This is a genomic window from Kushneria sp. Sum13 (genome assembly GCF_052692355.1).
In genome coordinates this window covers 2844858-2860434 of the sequence record NZ_CP199847.1, presented here as the reverse complement: position 1 = coordinate 2860434, position 15577 = coordinate 2844858, and the positions used below count along the sequence as shown (strand labels likewise).

Annotated in this window: 11 protein-coding genes; 2 read left to right on the top strand and 9 right to left on the bottom strand. The window is 59.9% G+C overall.

From position 1 onward, the window contains the following. Positions 1-74 precede the first annotated feature (74 nt). The 4 genes from ACUN8C_RS13275 to ACUN8C_RS13260 form a co-directional block, all read right to left on the bottom strand. Positions 75-2441, bottom strand: a complete 2367-nt coding sequence (locus tag ACUN8C_RS13275) for an FdhF/YdeP family oxidoreductase (RefSeq protein ID WP_445619637.1) — start codon at positions 2439-2441, stop codon at positions 75-77. Between the two features lie 213 nt (positions 2442-2654). After that, the gene (locus ACUN8C_RS13270; protein WP_445619636.1) at positions 2655-4211 is read right to left on the bottom strand and encodes a DHA2 family efflux MFS transporter permease subunit; all 1557 of its coding nucleotides are present in this window, start codon (positions 4209-4211) and stop codon (positions 2655-2657) included. After that, positions 4208-5485 carry an HlyD family efflux transporter periplasmic adaptor subunit gene (locus ACUN8C_RS13265; RefSeq protein ID WP_445619635.1) on the bottom strand — a complete coding sequence of 426 codons (1278 nt, stop codon included), beginning with the start codon at positions 5483-5485 and terminating at the stop codon, positions 4208-4210. The genes ACUN8C_RS13270 and ACUN8C_RS13265 overlap by 4 nt, the downstream gene beginning before the upstream one ends. Then, a complete protein-coding gene (locus ACUN8C_RS13260) occupies positions 5475-6944 on the bottom strand; it encodes an efflux transporter outer membrane subunit (RefSeq protein WP_445619634.1) in 1470 nt (489 codons plus the stop codon). Before ACUN8C_RS13260 ends, ACUN8C_RS13265 begins: the two co-directional genes overlap by 11 nt. A 223-nt stretch (positions 6945-7167) precedes the next feature. Between ACUN8C_RS13260 and ACUN8C_RS13255 the strand changes: the two genes are divergently transcribed. Next, positions 7168-7722: a cytochrome b gene (locus ACUN8C_RS13255; RefSeq protein WP_445619633.1), complete on the top strand. Its 555-nt coding sequence runs from the start codon at positions 7168-7170 to the stop codon at positions 7720-7722. A 68-nt stretch (positions 7723-7790) separates the two neighbouring features. On the opposite strand, the gene ACUN8C_RS13250 is transcribed toward ACUN8C_RS13255, so the two are convergent. The 3 genes from ACUN8C_RS13250 to ACUN8C_RS13240 form a co-directional block, all read right to left on the bottom strand. Continuing rightward, positions 7791-8891 (bottom strand): ion transporter, encoded by a 1101-nt coding sequence (locus ACUN8C_RS13250; RefSeq protein WP_445619632.1) that lies wholly within the window; start codon positions 8889-8891, stop codon positions 7791-7793. Between the two features lie 105 nt (positions 8892-8996). Further along, on the bottom strand, positions 8997-9809 hold the full coding sequence (nadE, locus tag ACUN8C_RS13245) for an ammonia-dependent NAD(+) synthetase (protein ID WP_445619631.1): 813 nt from the start codon (positions 9807-9809) through the stop codon (positions 8997-8999). Positions 9810-9887: 78 nt separating this feature from the next. After that, positions 9888-10409 (bottom strand): CinA family protein, encoded by a 522-nt coding sequence (locus tag ACUN8C_RS13240; RefSeq protein WP_445619630.1) that lies wholly within the window; start codon positions 10407-10409, stop codon positions 9888-9890. 280 nt (positions 10410-10689) lie between these two features. Here ACUN8C_RS13240 and ACUN8C_RS13235 point away from each other — a divergent pair, with 280 nt between their 5' ends. Continuing rightward, on the top strand, positions 10690-10971 hold the full coding sequence (locus ACUN8C_RS13235; protein WP_445619629.1) for a hypothetical protein: 282 nt from the start codon (positions 10690-10692) through the stop codon (positions 10969-10971). A 129-nt stretch (positions 10972-11100) separates the two neighbouring features. On the opposite strand, the gene ACUN8C_RS13230 is transcribed toward ACUN8C_RS13235, so the two are convergent. After that, the gene (locus ACUN8C_RS13230) at positions 11101-14010 is read right to left on the bottom strand and encodes an MASE3 domain-containing protein (RefSeq protein WP_445619628.1); all 2910 of its coding nucleotides are present in this window, start codon (positions 14008-14010) and stop codon (positions 11101-11103) included. An 89-nt stretch (positions 14011-14099) separates the two neighbouring features. Beyond that, positions 14100-15452 carry an MATE family efflux transporter gene (locus ACUN8C_RS13225; RefSeq protein WP_445619627.1) on the bottom strand — a complete coding sequence of 451 codons (1353 nt, stop codon included), beginning with the start codon at positions 15450-15452 and terminating at the stop codon, positions 14100-14102. Positions 15453-15577: the final 125 nt, after the last annotated feature.

The following is a 15577-nucleotide window of genomic DNA, read 5'->3' as shown; positions in this document are numbered from 1 at the left end:
CCTTTGATCATGCCATGACAAAGGGCCCTGCCACGAATGTGACAGGGCCCCAGGGGCACGCTTTGATGATGCGATCAGGCGGTGGCCAGCATGCCGGTCTGCTGCTGCACCTGTTCGGTATCCATCAAATGGATGGTGACCGGCACCGATTTGGCTGCAATGGTATGGCTTCGCTCGTCGCGGTTGGCAATCGGAATCAGACCGTTGGTCTCGGGATAGTAGGCTGCCGCACAGCCCTGGGGCACGTCATAGGGCATGACGCGAAAGCCCGAAACGTGGCGCTCGATACCGTCTTCGGCCACGGCGCGAAACTCGATCAGGTTGCCTTCTTCAAGACCGAGTCGCTCGATATCTGCCGGATTCATCATGACCACCATGCGCGTGCCATAGACATCGCGATAGCGATCATCGAGTGAATACACCGTGGTGTTGAACTGATCGTGGCCGCGGGTAGTGATCAGCTGAAAATAATCCGCCTGAGGTGAGGTCATGCCCGTATCGAGGGTATCGCCCGGGAACAGGAAGTTGGCGCGACCGCTGTCGGTTTCCCACACGCGCTCTCGGGCAGCGTTATACAAATGGAAGCCGCCCGGCTCGCCCACGCGGTCGTTGTAATTTTTGAACATGTCCGGAAAAACGGCCTCGATCCGATCACGAATGCGGGTGTAGTCCTCGCTGAGCCACTCCCAGTCGACCTTTGTGTGCGGAGGCAGGGTGGCGCGGGCAATACCGGCAATGATCGCCACTTCGGATTTCAGATAGGGCGAGGCTGGATCGATCTGACCGGTTGAGCCGTTGACGTTGCTCATGCCATCTTCAAGGGTCACGGTCTGCAGGACACCGGCCTGTATGTCCTTTTCGGTGCGGGCCAGGCACGGCAGGATAAAGGCCTTTTTGCCGTGAATCAGATGGCTGCGATTGAGCTTGGTCGAGATCTGCACGGTCATCTTCAGGGTGTTGAGCGTCTTTTCAGCGACCCGGTCGATATCGGGAATGGCGCGAAAGAAGTTTCCACCCAGTCCGATGAAGGTATCGACGCCGCCGGCCAGGATCGATTCGCAGCAGGCAGCCACGTCATCGCCATGTTTGCGCGGCGATTCGATATCAAAGACCTTGTCGAGCTGACTCAAAAACGCCTCGGTCGGCTTCTGGTAAATGCCGACGGTGCGGTCGCCCTGTACGTTGGAGTGTCCGCGTACCGGACAGGCGCCTGTGCCGCGGCGGCCGATGTTGCCCCGCAGCAGCAGCAGGTTGACGATCTGCTGTACGCCGTCACCGCCATGCGTTTGCTGGGTGATGCCCATGCCCCAGCAGCAGATAACGCGCTCGGCGGTCATGTAGACCTCGGCGGCTTCCTCAATGGCTTCACGTGTCAGCCCTGAATGGCGCTTGATGCGCTCCCAGTCAAGGGCGCGACAGTGATCGGCGAAGGCTTCGAGACCGTGGGTGTGCGCCTCGATGAATTCGTGATCAAGCACGCGTTTCTCACCTCTGGCCTGCGCCCGGTCATCGGCTTCAATGATGACCTTGCACATGCCCTGGATGGCAGCGATGTCGCCTCCGATGCGCACCTGATGGTACTGCGAGCTGATGGTCGTGCCCGAGGGCTTGAGCATGTCCATCGGACTTTGCGGGTTGGCAAAGCGCACCAGTGCCTTTTCGCGCAGCGGATTGAAGGTCACCACGGCGCCGCCACGGCCGACCAGCTCATGCAGATTGCCCATCATGCGCGGACTGTTGGTGCCGGTGTTCTGACCAAAGATGAACACGGCGTCGGTGTGATCGAAATCGTCCAGCGTGGTCGTGGCCTTGCCGACACCAAGGCTTTCAGGCAGCGAGACCGTAGTGGTCTCGTGGCACATGTTGGAGCAGTCCGGAAAGTTGTTGATGCCGTACATGCGCCCGAACAGCTGGAACATGAACGCCGATTCGTTGGGGGCATGGCCCGAGGTGTAAAGCTGCACCCGCCAGGGGTCTTCCTGTGACTTGAGCGACCCGCCGATTTCCCGGAAAGCGGCCTCCCAGTCGACCGCCTCATACTTGTCCGTATCGGCGTTGTAGCGCATCGGATGTGTCAGCCGGCCCTGACTTTCGAGCTCGTGATCGCTCCAGCTCGACAGCTCGGTCACGGTATGGCGCTCGAAAAATTCCGGGCGCACGCGTTTGCGAGTGGTCTCCCAGGCAACGGCCTTGGCGCCGTTTTCGCAGAATTCGGCCATTGCCGGCTTGACCGGGTCGGGCCAGGCGCAGCTGGGGCACTTGAAGCCGGTGTGCTTGTTCATTGCCAGCATCAAGCGATTGCCGGTAAAGGGCACCTGCTGGCGAAACATGTGCTCCTCAACGGCCTTGAGGGCGAGCCAGCCGCCACCGGGCGAGGTACCTTCGTCCTGACTGCCGTAAACCTGGGCGTTACTCTGATGCGCGGTGTGCTTTTTCACCATGATGGCCTCCGTGCCAATACGGTTGAAAGATGACAGATGGCGCTGACGATACCGTGACAGCCAGCAAGGGCGGCAGCGACTCGGTGAATGTGTTGACTATGACTGGCGAAGGAAATATCGGCCAGCGTCAGCGCCAGGTAGAATTGGACAGAGTGAGTCTGGCACAGGAGCTGAAATGATGCTTAATAAAGACGGGGGAGATTGATCACAGGTTCAATGCATCGGACCGCCGGCCGGGAAGGGAGGCCGTGCCAGCCAGATCAGACCAATGGCCACCACAAAGATGACGCCGAACAGCCAGGTGACATCGTTGAACGCCATGGTGGCGGCCTGAGCGTTGACGACTTCGTTGATCATGGCCCAGGCGCCTTGATCCTGCAGCCCAAGCGCGCCCAATTGATCCAGATAGTGCTCGGTGGCCGGGCTGCCGGGCACCACTGACTCGGTCAGGCGGGCATGGTGATAGATGCTGCGGTGATCGTAGAGCGTGACCGATACGGCCGTGGAGATACTGGTGGCCAGGGTTCGACAGAAGTTGGAGAGGCCGGAAGCATCGGCAATCTGATCATCGCGAAGCCCAGCAAAGATGATCTGATTGATGGGCACGAAAAAGAACGCCACGCCTGCGCCCATTACAAAGCGCGGCATGGCCAGCTCACCATAGGCGATCTGGCTATTAAAGCCTGCCGCCCAGAACGAGCAGAAGGCAAAGACGGCAAAACCGAAGGTCACCAGAAAGCGCAGGTCAAAATGGCTTTGGAAGCGGCCCACCAGTGGGGAGGCAAACAGCGCAAGAATGCCGATGGGTGCAACAGCAAGGCCTGCCCAGGTGGCGTTGTAACCCATGACCTGCTGCACCCAGTTGGGCGTAATGACGGTGGTGCCGAAAAAGGCAAACATGCCCAGCGATAGGCACAGCGTGCCAATGGCGAAGTTGCGCTGGCCAAAAAGGCGCAGGTTGACCACCGGACGGCGATGCATCAGCACCCAGGCCACCAGAAAGGTAATGCCGACCAGCGCCACAAGCCCCAGGGTCAGGATCATGGGTGAAGCGAACCAGTCGTGGTCGTTGCCGTTGTCGAGCATGAACTGCAATGCCCCGACGCCCACGATCAAAAGGCCCAGCCCGATAACATCGACCGGTACGCGAGTGGTTTTCGATTCTCGCCCACGCAACAGCCACAGGCTGAGCACCAGAGAGAGTATGCCGACCGGGATGTTGATGTAGAAAATCCACGGCCATGAGTAGTTGTCGGTCAGCCAGCCGCCGAGAATCGGGCCACAGATGGGGGCCACCACGACCGTCATGGCCCAGAGCCCGATGGCCATGCTGCGCTTCTCGGCCGGATAGTTCTTTAACAAAAGCGTCTGGGTCAGGGGGACCAGCGGGCCGGAGACCGCACCCTGCAGCAGACGAAAGACCACCAGCATGATCATGCTATTGGCAAATCCGCAGAGCGCGGAGAACACGATGAACAATGAGATGGAGGTGCAAAACAGGCGCACCTCGCCAAAACGGCGCGCCAGCCATCCGGTCAGCGGCTGGGCAATGGCGCTAGAGAGCGCGTAGGCACTGATCGCCCAGGTGCCTTCACTGGTACTGACGCCCATGTCACCAGCAATGGTATGCACCGAGACGTTGACGATGGAGATGTCGAGCACCTCCATGAAGGTGGCAAGGCCCATCGCCAGCGTCAGCAGTACCAGCTTGATGCCGCGCAGGGGCGCCATTGCTTCCTGCTGGACGGGTGCGGTGGCCGCCTCGCTCATGGGGTGGTGCTTTTATCAGCGTCGGTGAGCAGGTCGCCGGCGTTGTTGCGAATAATGGCCATGGCAGCGTCATCGGCCTGATGCTGGCGCGCGTCAAACACTTCGGTGTGTTGTGGCGAACGAACTTCGGGCGCATCGGCCAGCATGGGGCCATCAGCATGATCGTTCAGGTCAATCCGGGCGTAGGTCGAAAGCCCGACCCGCAGCGGATGAGATTCGAGCGTATCGCCATCAAGGACAATGCGCACCGGCACGCGCTGGACCACCTTGATCCAGTTGCCGGTGGCATTCTGGGCCGGCAGCAGGGAAAACGCCGCCCCGGTACCGGCGGAGAGTCCGGCCACATGGCCATGATAGACGACATCATCGCCGTAGAAGTCGGTAGTGACGCTCGCCGGCTGACCGATGCGCACCCGTCCGAGCTGGGTCTCCTTGAAATTGGCATCCACCCACAGGTCATGCAGTGGCACGACCGTCAAAAGCGGCTGACCGGCCTGCACACTCTGGCCCAGCTGTACCTGTCGGCTGGCCACGCGACCCTCTACCGGTGAGATCACCTGCGTTCTTTTCTGGGCAAGCCATGCATTGCGATAGGCGGCGCGTGCCTGCATGACGCCCGGGGCATGCCAGAGGTCGTTGCCATCAATCAGGGCGTGGGCCGCGCGTGCCTGTGCCTGGGCCTGCTCAAGCTGCGCCCGGGCAGCGTCATACTGGCGCCGGGCACTGTCGACTTCTTCTTTTGAGGCGGCGCGCTGCGCCAGCAGCGGCTTGCGGCGCTGATATTCGTCGCGGGCCCGTTCAAACTGTGCGCGCGCCGTGACCGTGGCGGCATCAAACTGAACGGCCTGTGCGCGCTGCTGGCGATACTGGCGCACGGCCTGTGCCAGCTGTCCGGCGGCCTGATCAAGCGCGTTGCGGGTATCGCTGTCATCCAGGGTAATCAGTACCTGACCGCGCTTGACCGGCTCGGTGTCCTCGACGCTGATGGCGGTGACCGTGGCGTTGATCTGCGCGGAAATATTGACCTGGTCACCCTGCACATAGGCGTCATCGGTAATCACCCGGGTACTGAGCACCAGCGCATCCAGCAGATACCAGCCGATGCCGGCGAGTATGAACACCAGTGCGATCACCAGCAGGATGATGTTGCGTTTTTTGCGCGAGACCGGCGCCTCGTTTTCAGTGCTGTCATGGCCATCACTGTCGCGATCACCCTCGTGAGGCATCTGATCGGAGGGGCCATGATCGGTCGTGGCGTCGTTGTTATGGCTCATCAGTGGCACTTCCCGTCGTCAAATAGCGTGCGTCACGTTCGGGCACGCGTCCGTGATAGCCCCCGCCCAGGGCGTGAATCAGCTGTATGCGGGTATCCAGCAGCTCGCCTTCGAGCGTCAGACGGTTCATCTGCTCACGAACCAGCCCCTGCTGTGCCTCGATCAGTGCGCGTGGGTCTTCAACGCCGCGGGTGTCCCGCTCGCGAGCAAGCTCAAGGCGATGCTGAAAGCTTTCGAGTGCCGTCGCCTGAGCATCGCGCTGGGCATCGATGCGCGACAGGGTGACGGTCTGGCGTGCCACTTCCTGCGCGGCATCCACCACACGCTGGTTGTAATCGGCAATGGCACTTTCAAGCTGGGCGCGGCTGGCGTTATAGCGGGCATCAAGCCGGCCACCCTCAAAGATGGGCAGCATCACGGCCGGCCCAAACGAGGCCACCGAGACATCTTCATTGCGTCCGGTGCCCAGCGGGTGAACGCGCAGAAAACCTGCCAGAGCCGACAGGCTGACGTTGGGATAATAGTCCGCACGCGCCTGATCAATGCCGCGCATGCCGGCCTCGACCTGCCAGCGGCTTGCCATGATGTCCGGGCGCCGCGCAATCAGCTCAAGTCCGGCCTCATTGGGCAGGGTAGTGTCCAGCCGGGGGAGTGGTCGCGGGGTCAGGTCATCGAGCTGATCCGGAGAGACGCCCATCAGCGCGGCCAGTTGAACCTGATCCAGACGGGCGGCGCCATCGAGTCCGGCGCGCTGCTGCTCAAGCGTGGAGAGCTGTTCGTTCGCCTGATCCAGTCGTGCCGGGTTTTCAATGTCGCGCCCGACGCGCAAGGCGGTAATTCGAACGCTGTCGCGGGCGCTGCTCAGCAGGGTATCCAGCGCCGACAGCTGGGCCTGGCGTAACTGCCAGTCCATGTAGGCACGAGTGATGCCGGCCTGCAGGGCGCTGGCGGCGGCAGCCTGCTCAAGCCGAGCGGCGTGGCGCTGATCAAGCGCCGCCTCGATGGCGGCACGTTTTTTGCCCCACCAGTCAAAATCCCAGCCAAATGACAGGCTGGCCAGACCCACGTTGCTGCGCTGGCTGTTGCCGGTACTTCCGCTTTCGAAGCCCGGGAGCCCCAGGGCCGGATATTCAAGGTCGTTATGGCTGTAGCTCTGGTTGGCCCGGGCGCTCCCTTCAATCTGTATGCGAGTATCGGCCTGACGGCCTTCCAACTGGCGAGAGGCGGTCTCAAAGCGTGCCCGGGCGCTGTCCAGTGATGGGGCCTTGCGCATGGCACGCTCGATCAGGGCGTTGAGCTGAGGGTCGTTGAAATCATGCCACCACCTTTCATCCGGCCAGTGCCCGGGAGTGTCCTTATCGGCGGCCAGTCCGGCCAGCGGTGCCTGTTCACGCAGCGTCAGCTCGACCGGCGCCATGGCCGGGGCACCGCAGCCACTCAACAGGGCGCACATCAGCATCAGGCAGGCCAGGGCTCCACCAGAAAAGCGCGGTCGAAAATATGAGAAGTGGGGCATCATGTTACCGGTACAAGGGCGGGCAGGCGTTATGGTAATACACACATTAACGGCACTGGAGGATGAATGCTTTCGTCAGCATTTTTCAGCACCAGACAAGCCCGCTGCACTAATGTAGGCCGGACTGTCGCGCGTGTCGCGTGGCCCACGCTTCAAGGAGCCTTTTGTGTCTTCCATCGCCTGGCGAGATACTCGTGAATATTATGGGCGGATCAGCCGTCTTTTTCACTGGCTGATGGCCGCTCTTTTGCTGTGGCAGTTTGCCGGCATGATCGCGGCCAGCCTGGTCGGCCGCGCGCCCTGGGTTGCCTTCATGGTCGGAACGCACAAAAGCATCGGGTTTATGCTGATGCTGCTGGTGGTCCTGCGCTCGACATGGGGACTTTATAATCTTTCCAATCGCCCGCCTCATGACCGGGGCGTTGAAATGCTGGTCGCCTTTGGTCAGCTTCTCATGTATCTGCTGATGATTCTTGTCCCGCTGCTGGGATTGACCATGAACTGGGCCTCCGGCAAGCCGTTGCTGGTATTTGGAGCGCCGCTGATGAGTGGGGGGCGCGAGATGGAAGGGCTGGCGGAGCTGACGGCGCAATGGCATGTCTGGATGGCCTGGACGCTGGGGGTGCTGATTGCCGGGCATGTGCTGCTGGCCGTGGTCTGGCATGGCCTCATTCGCCGCGACGATACCCTGAAGAAAATGGCGACCCGCCCCGACGCCTGAAGTACTTCCTGTGAGCGGCATCCAGCGTGCCCTCCAACACACGCTGGCGCCACGTCGCTTTTTTGGCGCTAGTAATAGCGCTCCTTCCAGCGCTGTACCTTCACTTCACTTTTCAGCACATCCAGCACCTCGACCAGTACCTGTTCGAGCGCCTGATAGTCACTGGCGCTGGCAGGCACGCTGCGATCGATGGTGCGGTTGGCCAGCTCCTCGATCAGTGAGCGAAAGTCCGGTGAACGAATGCCGATGACCGCCTCCCTGATCAGCCGGCTGGTGACATCGGCCATCGCTTCATCCATGGCCTCGACCACCTGTGCCCCCATCGGTAGACGTTGCAGGCTGCGGATGGTGGGATTTTCCGTCACGGCGCGATGAATCAGACCGCTGACCCAGGTATTGATGTCCTCGCGATGCTGGGCATAGCTTTCGCCCAGTACGCGCTGCACGCGGTGGGAAACATCGTCAATAAGCTGCTGCTTGCGGGGCAGCAGTACTTCATCGGTCACACGGCGGGAAATGTTGCCCTTGGAAAGAAAGCCTTCCTGTATGTCGGTGAGCATCCGAACGATGACGCGGTCGGAAACTTCTTCCAGCACGATCTCGTAATACTTGTAGAAAAAGCGGTAAAGCCCCCAGGTGCGAATATCGATCAGACGCGTGCGCTGTAGTCGAATCAACAGCCCGATGACACGCAGGACACGCAGCAGGCGCAAACCGCCGACCGGGATGCAGCCGAGCACGTCGTACCAGTGAACGAACGGATAGAAAAACCAGCGGTGGTAGCGCTTGTCCCAGATGGCAAAGGCCCAGCCCACCAGCACGTCGAACACGAAAATGGCGACGAACCAGAGATCGATGGTTTCAAAGTTGGCATGCAGCCAGCCGCCCCATTGCTCAAGAGACGGCGAAATGGTCGAAAGCAGGCCGCGAAAGGGGCTGGTCAGATAGAGCGTATCGAAAAGGATCAGCAACAGGCTGGCCGACACCAGCACCATGATGATGATATCCCAGACAAGGTAGCATCGCTCTCGCCAGCTCGGCACGTCCCTGGGCGGGGCATGCTTGTCTTCTTCAGGGGCGTCACTGCGTGGCTGGTCGGCCCAGCTGTTGGCCGGCGGATAGCGATCGCGCGGGGTGCGATCACCTGATGGGGAATCCTCTTGATGCATGTGTGCCTCCTTGCGTGAGGGGCTATCTCAGATGCTTGAGCGCCTCGCGTCAAGTCGCGGGCGCTCAAACCTCCGGCAGCATCCGGATTTCAGACTGGAAAGGATTTACGGTGCGCCTGGCAGCTCGCGCTTGTGTGCGGTGCGATCATAGGTGCTGATGATACGCTGTGCGGCTTCCCCATCGATCTCCCTGCCTTCCAGAAAATCATCGATCTGGTCATAGGTGACGCCCAGGGCATCTTCGTCGGTCCGACCCGGAGAGAGGGTTTCAAGATCTGCAGTGGGGACCTTGTTGACCAGCGCTTCAGGCCCATCGAGTACGCTGAGCATCGCGCGTACCCGGCGCTTGTTGAGCCCGGCCAGCGGTGTGATATCGCAGGCGCCATCCCCGTGTTTGGTAAAAAAGCCCATGACCGCTTCGGCGCCGTGATCTGTGCCGACCACCAGGCCATTATGGCGTCCGGCCACGGCATACTGCGCGATCATGCGGGCGCGCGCCTTGATGTTGCCGTGAACAAAATCACGCTGATGCTCGTCCTTGAACCCAAGGCCGCCCTGTTCGAGGCCTTCTAGCATGCCATCTGCCGAAGGCTTGATGTTCACGTCCAGCTGCTCATCGGCTCGAATGTAGTTGATGGCGGCCTGGGCATCGTCTTCATCGTGCTGCTCGCCGTAGGGCAGGCGCATGGCATAAAAGGTGGCCTTGCCGCCGCGCTCGCGGATGCGCTCCACGGCAAGCTGGCACAGACGGCCGGTCGTGGTGGAGTCCACACCGCCGCTGATTCCAAGGACCAGAGCCCCGGCACCGGCCTTTTCCAAAGACCCCGTCAGAAAGTCGATGCGTCGTTCCACTTCCTGTTGAGCATCGAAGTGCTGCCCGATATCGAGCGCGTCAATAATCTGCTGCTGGGTGGTCATGAGCGATCATCATCCTGCGTGCAATGAATGTAGTGACTACCGACAGCGTAGCCGGAAATCAGGACCGATAAAATTCCGTCAGGCGTCAGCAGCATTGTTCAAACACTGCCCATGATAATGGCAGATGCGTGAAAGCGCATGGCGCGCCGCTGCCAGACGCACGTCATTGCGGCCGCCGTCAAAGCGTCGGGTCTCACAGAAGATGTGGTCACCCTTGTCGGTCCGAAAGGCCCATGCAAAGCAGACAGTCCCGATGGGCGTGCCATCATCGGAGGGCGCAGGGCCTGCAATCCCTGTATTGGCCACGGCAATGGTGGCCCGCGTGTTGTTGAGCGCGCCTCTTGCCATTTCGCAGGACAGTACTTCGCTGGTCAGGGAGTGCTTTTCAAAGATCTCTTCAGCAATATCGAGATAGCGTTGCTTGGCTTCGGGAGAGTAGACCACCAGCCCGCTATCAATGAATTGTCCTGAACCGGGAACGCTTGCCAGTTCCGAAATGACCAGCCCCGCAGTACAGGATTCTGCCGTGGTGATGATCTGTTCATGCTTTTCCAGATAATCGATCAGCGCCTCGATCATGTTGTCCTTTTCATGAGCCATGTGTTTCCTCCTGAAGCACGCCAAAGGGTCATGGCCGGCAGCATACGCGTTCACCATTGGCCGTGATTTAACCAGAGACATAAAAGAAGGCATTTGACGTGTAACACCCTGAAAACAAGTGTGCCTGAAGGGTATATGGCTGTTGTGATCGTATGGTTTAAACGCATTTATAAATATAAATCAACACTTTCGCGCCTACCGTAACCGCCAGTGGTGCCAGGCTTGAAAGAATCGCTGACGGCAGTGATCGTTCAGGTTTCAAGGTGCAGGAGGCACAGGCATGATGATTGAAAAGGGACGTGAGGTTCACGACGCGCAGGGCCACCTGTTGGGCAGGGTCGAGGCTGAAGAAGGCGACCATATCAAGCTGTCGGACGAGCATGGCAAACATGTCTGGGTGCCGGTCGATAAGCTGTCTGACAGCAACGGGCTGACCGTGGACCAGGAGGCAGAGATCCTCAATAGTGACCCGGCCATCGACAGTGATCTCGGAAAAGTGGATGAAGCAATGGAGGAAAGCTTTCCCGCCAGTGATCCGCCGAGCTTTACTCCCGAGCGTTAAAAGCAAGGCCCCGCCATATGGTGGGGCCTTTTGGCATCCTGTCTGGAAAAAGCCATGATCCTGAACAAGATCAGATACAGCAAAAGACAGCTCAAAATGACGCTTTGAGCGTGCTGCAGTCGGTAAGCATTACGATATCGACGCCTCATGGACAGGCGAATGCACGCGCCCGCGTCCGGCATGCTTGGCGCTGTACAGTGCCTGGTCGGCCATTTCGATCAGAGTACTCATGTCACGGCCCTGGCGCGGGGCATCGATCAGCCCTGCCGAGAAGGTAAGGTGACTGATTCGATCATCACCGACCTGCATGGACCACTGACCAAACTGCTCGAGAACTTCGTTCAAGCGCATCATGGCGATACTGGCAGACGCCCCCGGCAGGACCACAATGAACTCCTCGCCGCCGTAGCGACAGGAGATGTCCGTGGCGCGCAGCCGCTGGGTCAGAATCTCCCCCAGCGCCACCAGTACCTGATCACCGGCATCGTGCCCCCAGGTGTCATTGAGACGCTTGAAGTGATCCAGATCCAGCAGTGCCAGTGCCACCGGAGTCTCATCGCTGGCGCTTTCAAGCAGGCCGGGCAGCGTCTCGTTAAGGTAGCGACGGTTGTAAAGCCCGGTCAGCGCATCACGGTAGGCGTGGTCGGTCAGCTGATTGCGCAGACGCAGATTGATCAGCGTCAGCGTCAGGATGCGGGCGGTCTCATCGGTCATGCGCTCGAGACGGTGGCGGTCCTCTTCATCCAGCGGCTCGGCCTGCAGGGTCATGCGGCCGAGCGCACCGGTCGACGTGGTCAGGCGCTGACGGTATTCAAATGTCGGTTGCGCGCAAAGGGCGCCGCCCCAGACAAGGCAGTGCGCCTGATCCAGCTCTTCAATGCGAAGGGCCAGTTCACCGCGGGTATCCGGGAAACACCGGGGCAGGCACTCTTCCAGCAGCGGGATGACGCCGGCAATGTCGTTGAGCTCGAAAAGTCGCGTGCTCAGTTCATTGAGATACTGGCGATACAGGCCATCGCGGGACAGGCGCTGGTTGAGCTGCACCATGCCCTGTTCGGCCTCCTTGCGCGCCGTGATGTCATGCACCATTCCATAGATCAGGGTTCTGCCGCCGATCACGACCGAGGCCACAAACATTTCCACATCGCGTATGACACCATGGGCCAGGCGATGGCGGGTCTCGAAATGCCCTTCCTGTTGCGTCAGCGTCTGCCGGGCGCGCTGTCGACGGGTCGCCAGAGGCGTCAGTGAAATATCCTCCATGTGCATCGTCTTGAGGATCTCCAGCGAGCGCCCGTAATAGTCGCTGGCGGCCATGTTGGCATCGACGATGGCACCATTTTCAGGATCTACCAGCAGCTTGATGGCGTTGCCGCTTTCAAAGGTGCTGCGATAAAGGCTCGCGTTTTCGACCAGAAGCTCGGTGGCCTGCTTGCGGGCACTGATGTCCTCGATCAACAGCAGATAAAGATTATCTTCGGGCAGCGGCGCGATGACCCACTCGGTCCATAGCGGCTGCCCTGTCCGGTCATGACTGAAAAGGCTCATCCTCAGCTCGCGATGCCAGGTCGACTCGCGGCGCTGCGCGGCGCCTTGTTGTTGCCATTCGTGCCAGTGTTCAAGAGCGTCCGTGCGCTCCTCGTCATTCACCCACTGCCAGATGTTGTCCTGACCAAGGACAATTTCGTGTGGCGTCAGCAGCTGCTCCAGCATGGGGTTATATTGATGGATCATGCCCTGGGTATCGATCACCAGCATGCCGGTAGGGGTAGTATCAAACAGGGTCTGCAGGCGCTCGCGGGTTTCCGCCAGGCGCTGCTCCTGCTCACGGCGTGTCTGAATATCGATGACCGTTCCCACGATTCGGGTAGGGCGCTGGTCCTCGTCAAAGGCCATGACCTGACCGTTGGCCAGCAGCCATCGCCAGCGATTATGTGCATCCAGAAAGCGATATTCACAGCGCCAGTGGGCACTGCGGCCGGCCACGTGCTCGTCAAAGCTTGCCATCACGTGACCAATGTCTTCAGGGTGAAACAGGCGCTCGCGCCAGGCCTGGGCATCGCGCGGCAGCGCACCATTGCGATAGCCCAGGATCTGATGAAACTGGGGGGAAGCAAATAGCTCATCGGTAACGAGGTTCATGTCCCAAACGCCCGTATCGGAACCGGTCAGGGCCAGGTTCCAGCGCTGCTCCTGATGGGCCAGACGGGTTCTGGTCTCATTCAGAGCCTGCCAGGGGTAGCGCAGGTGACTCAAAAAGAGCGCGCGAAAAATCAGGATGTAAGATAGGGCCTTGTAGATATGCCCCAGCACGTTGAATTCATCGTTGGCCGAGCCGTAGAGCGTAAAGCAGATCTCGGCCAGCGCCGTGGTCCAGGCCGCTACTGTCAGCATCTCACGATCATGCTGCTGTCGCAGACGTGAGGAGCGTAGCAGGATGATACCGGCGAGCACACTCATGCCGGCCAGTCCCCATTCGAGCACAATCTTGAGCGGCGTTAGTCCCTGTTGTGGGGTGTAAAGTACCGGTAAATGCTGCGGATAGCCGAAAATGACCACCAGGGTTAGAGCACTTGTCGCAAGAAACAGCGTCAGTGTCAGACGCGGAAATCGGGCAGGCTGATCCGATAGATGGGAAAGCGACAGCAGCAGCAGTGCGCTGATCGCGCTCAGACGTCCCATCAGCCAGAAGTAGATCGCCTTGTTCAGCGTATTGGCCGAGAATAGATCCGGCATGCCGGGCATGGAAAGCAGATGGAGGCTGTCCATCACGGCCGACAGCGCCAGTAGGCTGCCCACGCACAAATACTGAAAGGACAGCGTTCGATAGCTGTTGAAAATGGCCAACGCGGCCAGAACAGCCACGATCACGCAGGTCAGCTCAACAAGGGAATGAAATCCCAGATAGCCCTGCATCAGCCCAAAAACCTGCTGGCCCGGCAGCACGGCAAGCACCACCATGAGCCCCAGCAGGGCCCAGAAGAGACTGCCCAGCGGGCCAACCAGCAGATGTTTAAGGGCTTTCTTGAGCGTTGCCATTCGACCGTCCGGCGTTGAAATGCGCAGGCCTGCATATTAGGGCAATGGGCACAGGACGTTAACGTTTGAGAATCGCACTTTCCTGGGGTCTATTCGTTAAAACGATCCTGAGCTGCCCATTGGCCCTTGCGTCTTGAAAGATAGACCATGCCCAGTCCCAGCGAGCGCACCAGCGTGAAGGTGGTAAAGGAAAGCCACAGCCCATGATTGCCCAGCGGCTGAGTCAGCCACCAGACGGGCAGGTAGATCAGCAGGGCCACAATGATCGTATCGCGCATGGCGCGGGTGTCCGTCGTGCCGATGAAGACCCCATCCAGCAGATAGCTCCACACGGCCATCACGGGCATGATCACCAGCCATGGCAGATACTCACCGGCCAGTTGCCGAATGGGTTCAATGTCGGTCAGGCGTGCAACCAGCCAGGGTCCGGACAACGCAAAGGCCAGCGCTGCCAGCGCTGCCGTCAGCAGTGAGAACACCGCGCAGGCGCGTACCGCGCGGCCAAACTCGTACCAGTTTCCCTTGCCGGCAGCCTTGCCGGTCAGGGCTTCCGCGGCATTGGCAAACCCGTCCAGCCCGTAGGAGATCATCATGACCAGCTGCATCAAAATGGCATTGGCGGCCAACGTCTGATCGCCCAGCTGTGCGCCCTGTGAGGTAAAAAAGGCCATGGCAAACAAGAGGCACAGCGTGCGCACAAACAGATGGCGATTGACGCGAAAGAGCTCGCCGTAGGCCTTGAGGCGCTTGAGCGGCGTGGCATCAAACTGTCCTCCCAGCGTTTTCAGAGCGCGCCGGACCAGCCACAGTCCGAAGACCAGGGCAGTGTAATCCCCAATCAGCGAAGCGGTGGCCACGCCCTTGACGTTCATGTCAAATCCGACCACCAGCACGATATCGAGCACAATGTTGACGCTGTTGGTGATCAGCATCAGCAGCAGGGTCACGCGGGCATTCTGACGTCCCAGAAACCAGCCGATGATGGCGTAGTTCATCAGTACCGCGGGCGCCGAGAGAATACGAACATGCGCGTAGTCGGCAGACAGCTGTGCCGTGGCGTCGCTGTCCGGCTGTAAAAGCCAGAGGCCAAGGTCGATCAGCGGTGCCGACAGGGCGATCAATGCCACGCCGATGACCACGGCAATCAGCAGTGACTGGCCGAGCAGGTTGCGAACGACCTGGTCCTCTCCGCGCCCGACCGCCTGAGAGGTCAGTCCGGTAGTGCCCATGCGCAGAAAACCAAATCCCCAGAACAAAAAGCTGAACAGCGTGCTGCCAAGCGTGACGGCAGCCAGATAACGTGCATGAGGGAGGTGGCCAATCACAGCCGTATCCACCAGTCCCAGCAGCGGTACGCTGGCATTGGAGATGATAATGGGCCATGAAAGGCGCCAGACGTCGTGCAGGCGCTGTGAAAAGCCCGGGGAAGGCGAAAGAGACATAAGGATACCGGCTGGTTTGTGCCCGTGGAGCTTGCCACATGCCGGTCGTGGCGTCAGTAAGCCGGCAGAATCTGGGAAAAATGGCCCTTATCCTTTAAAGCATGGAGATATTTGCCTAAGGTAAG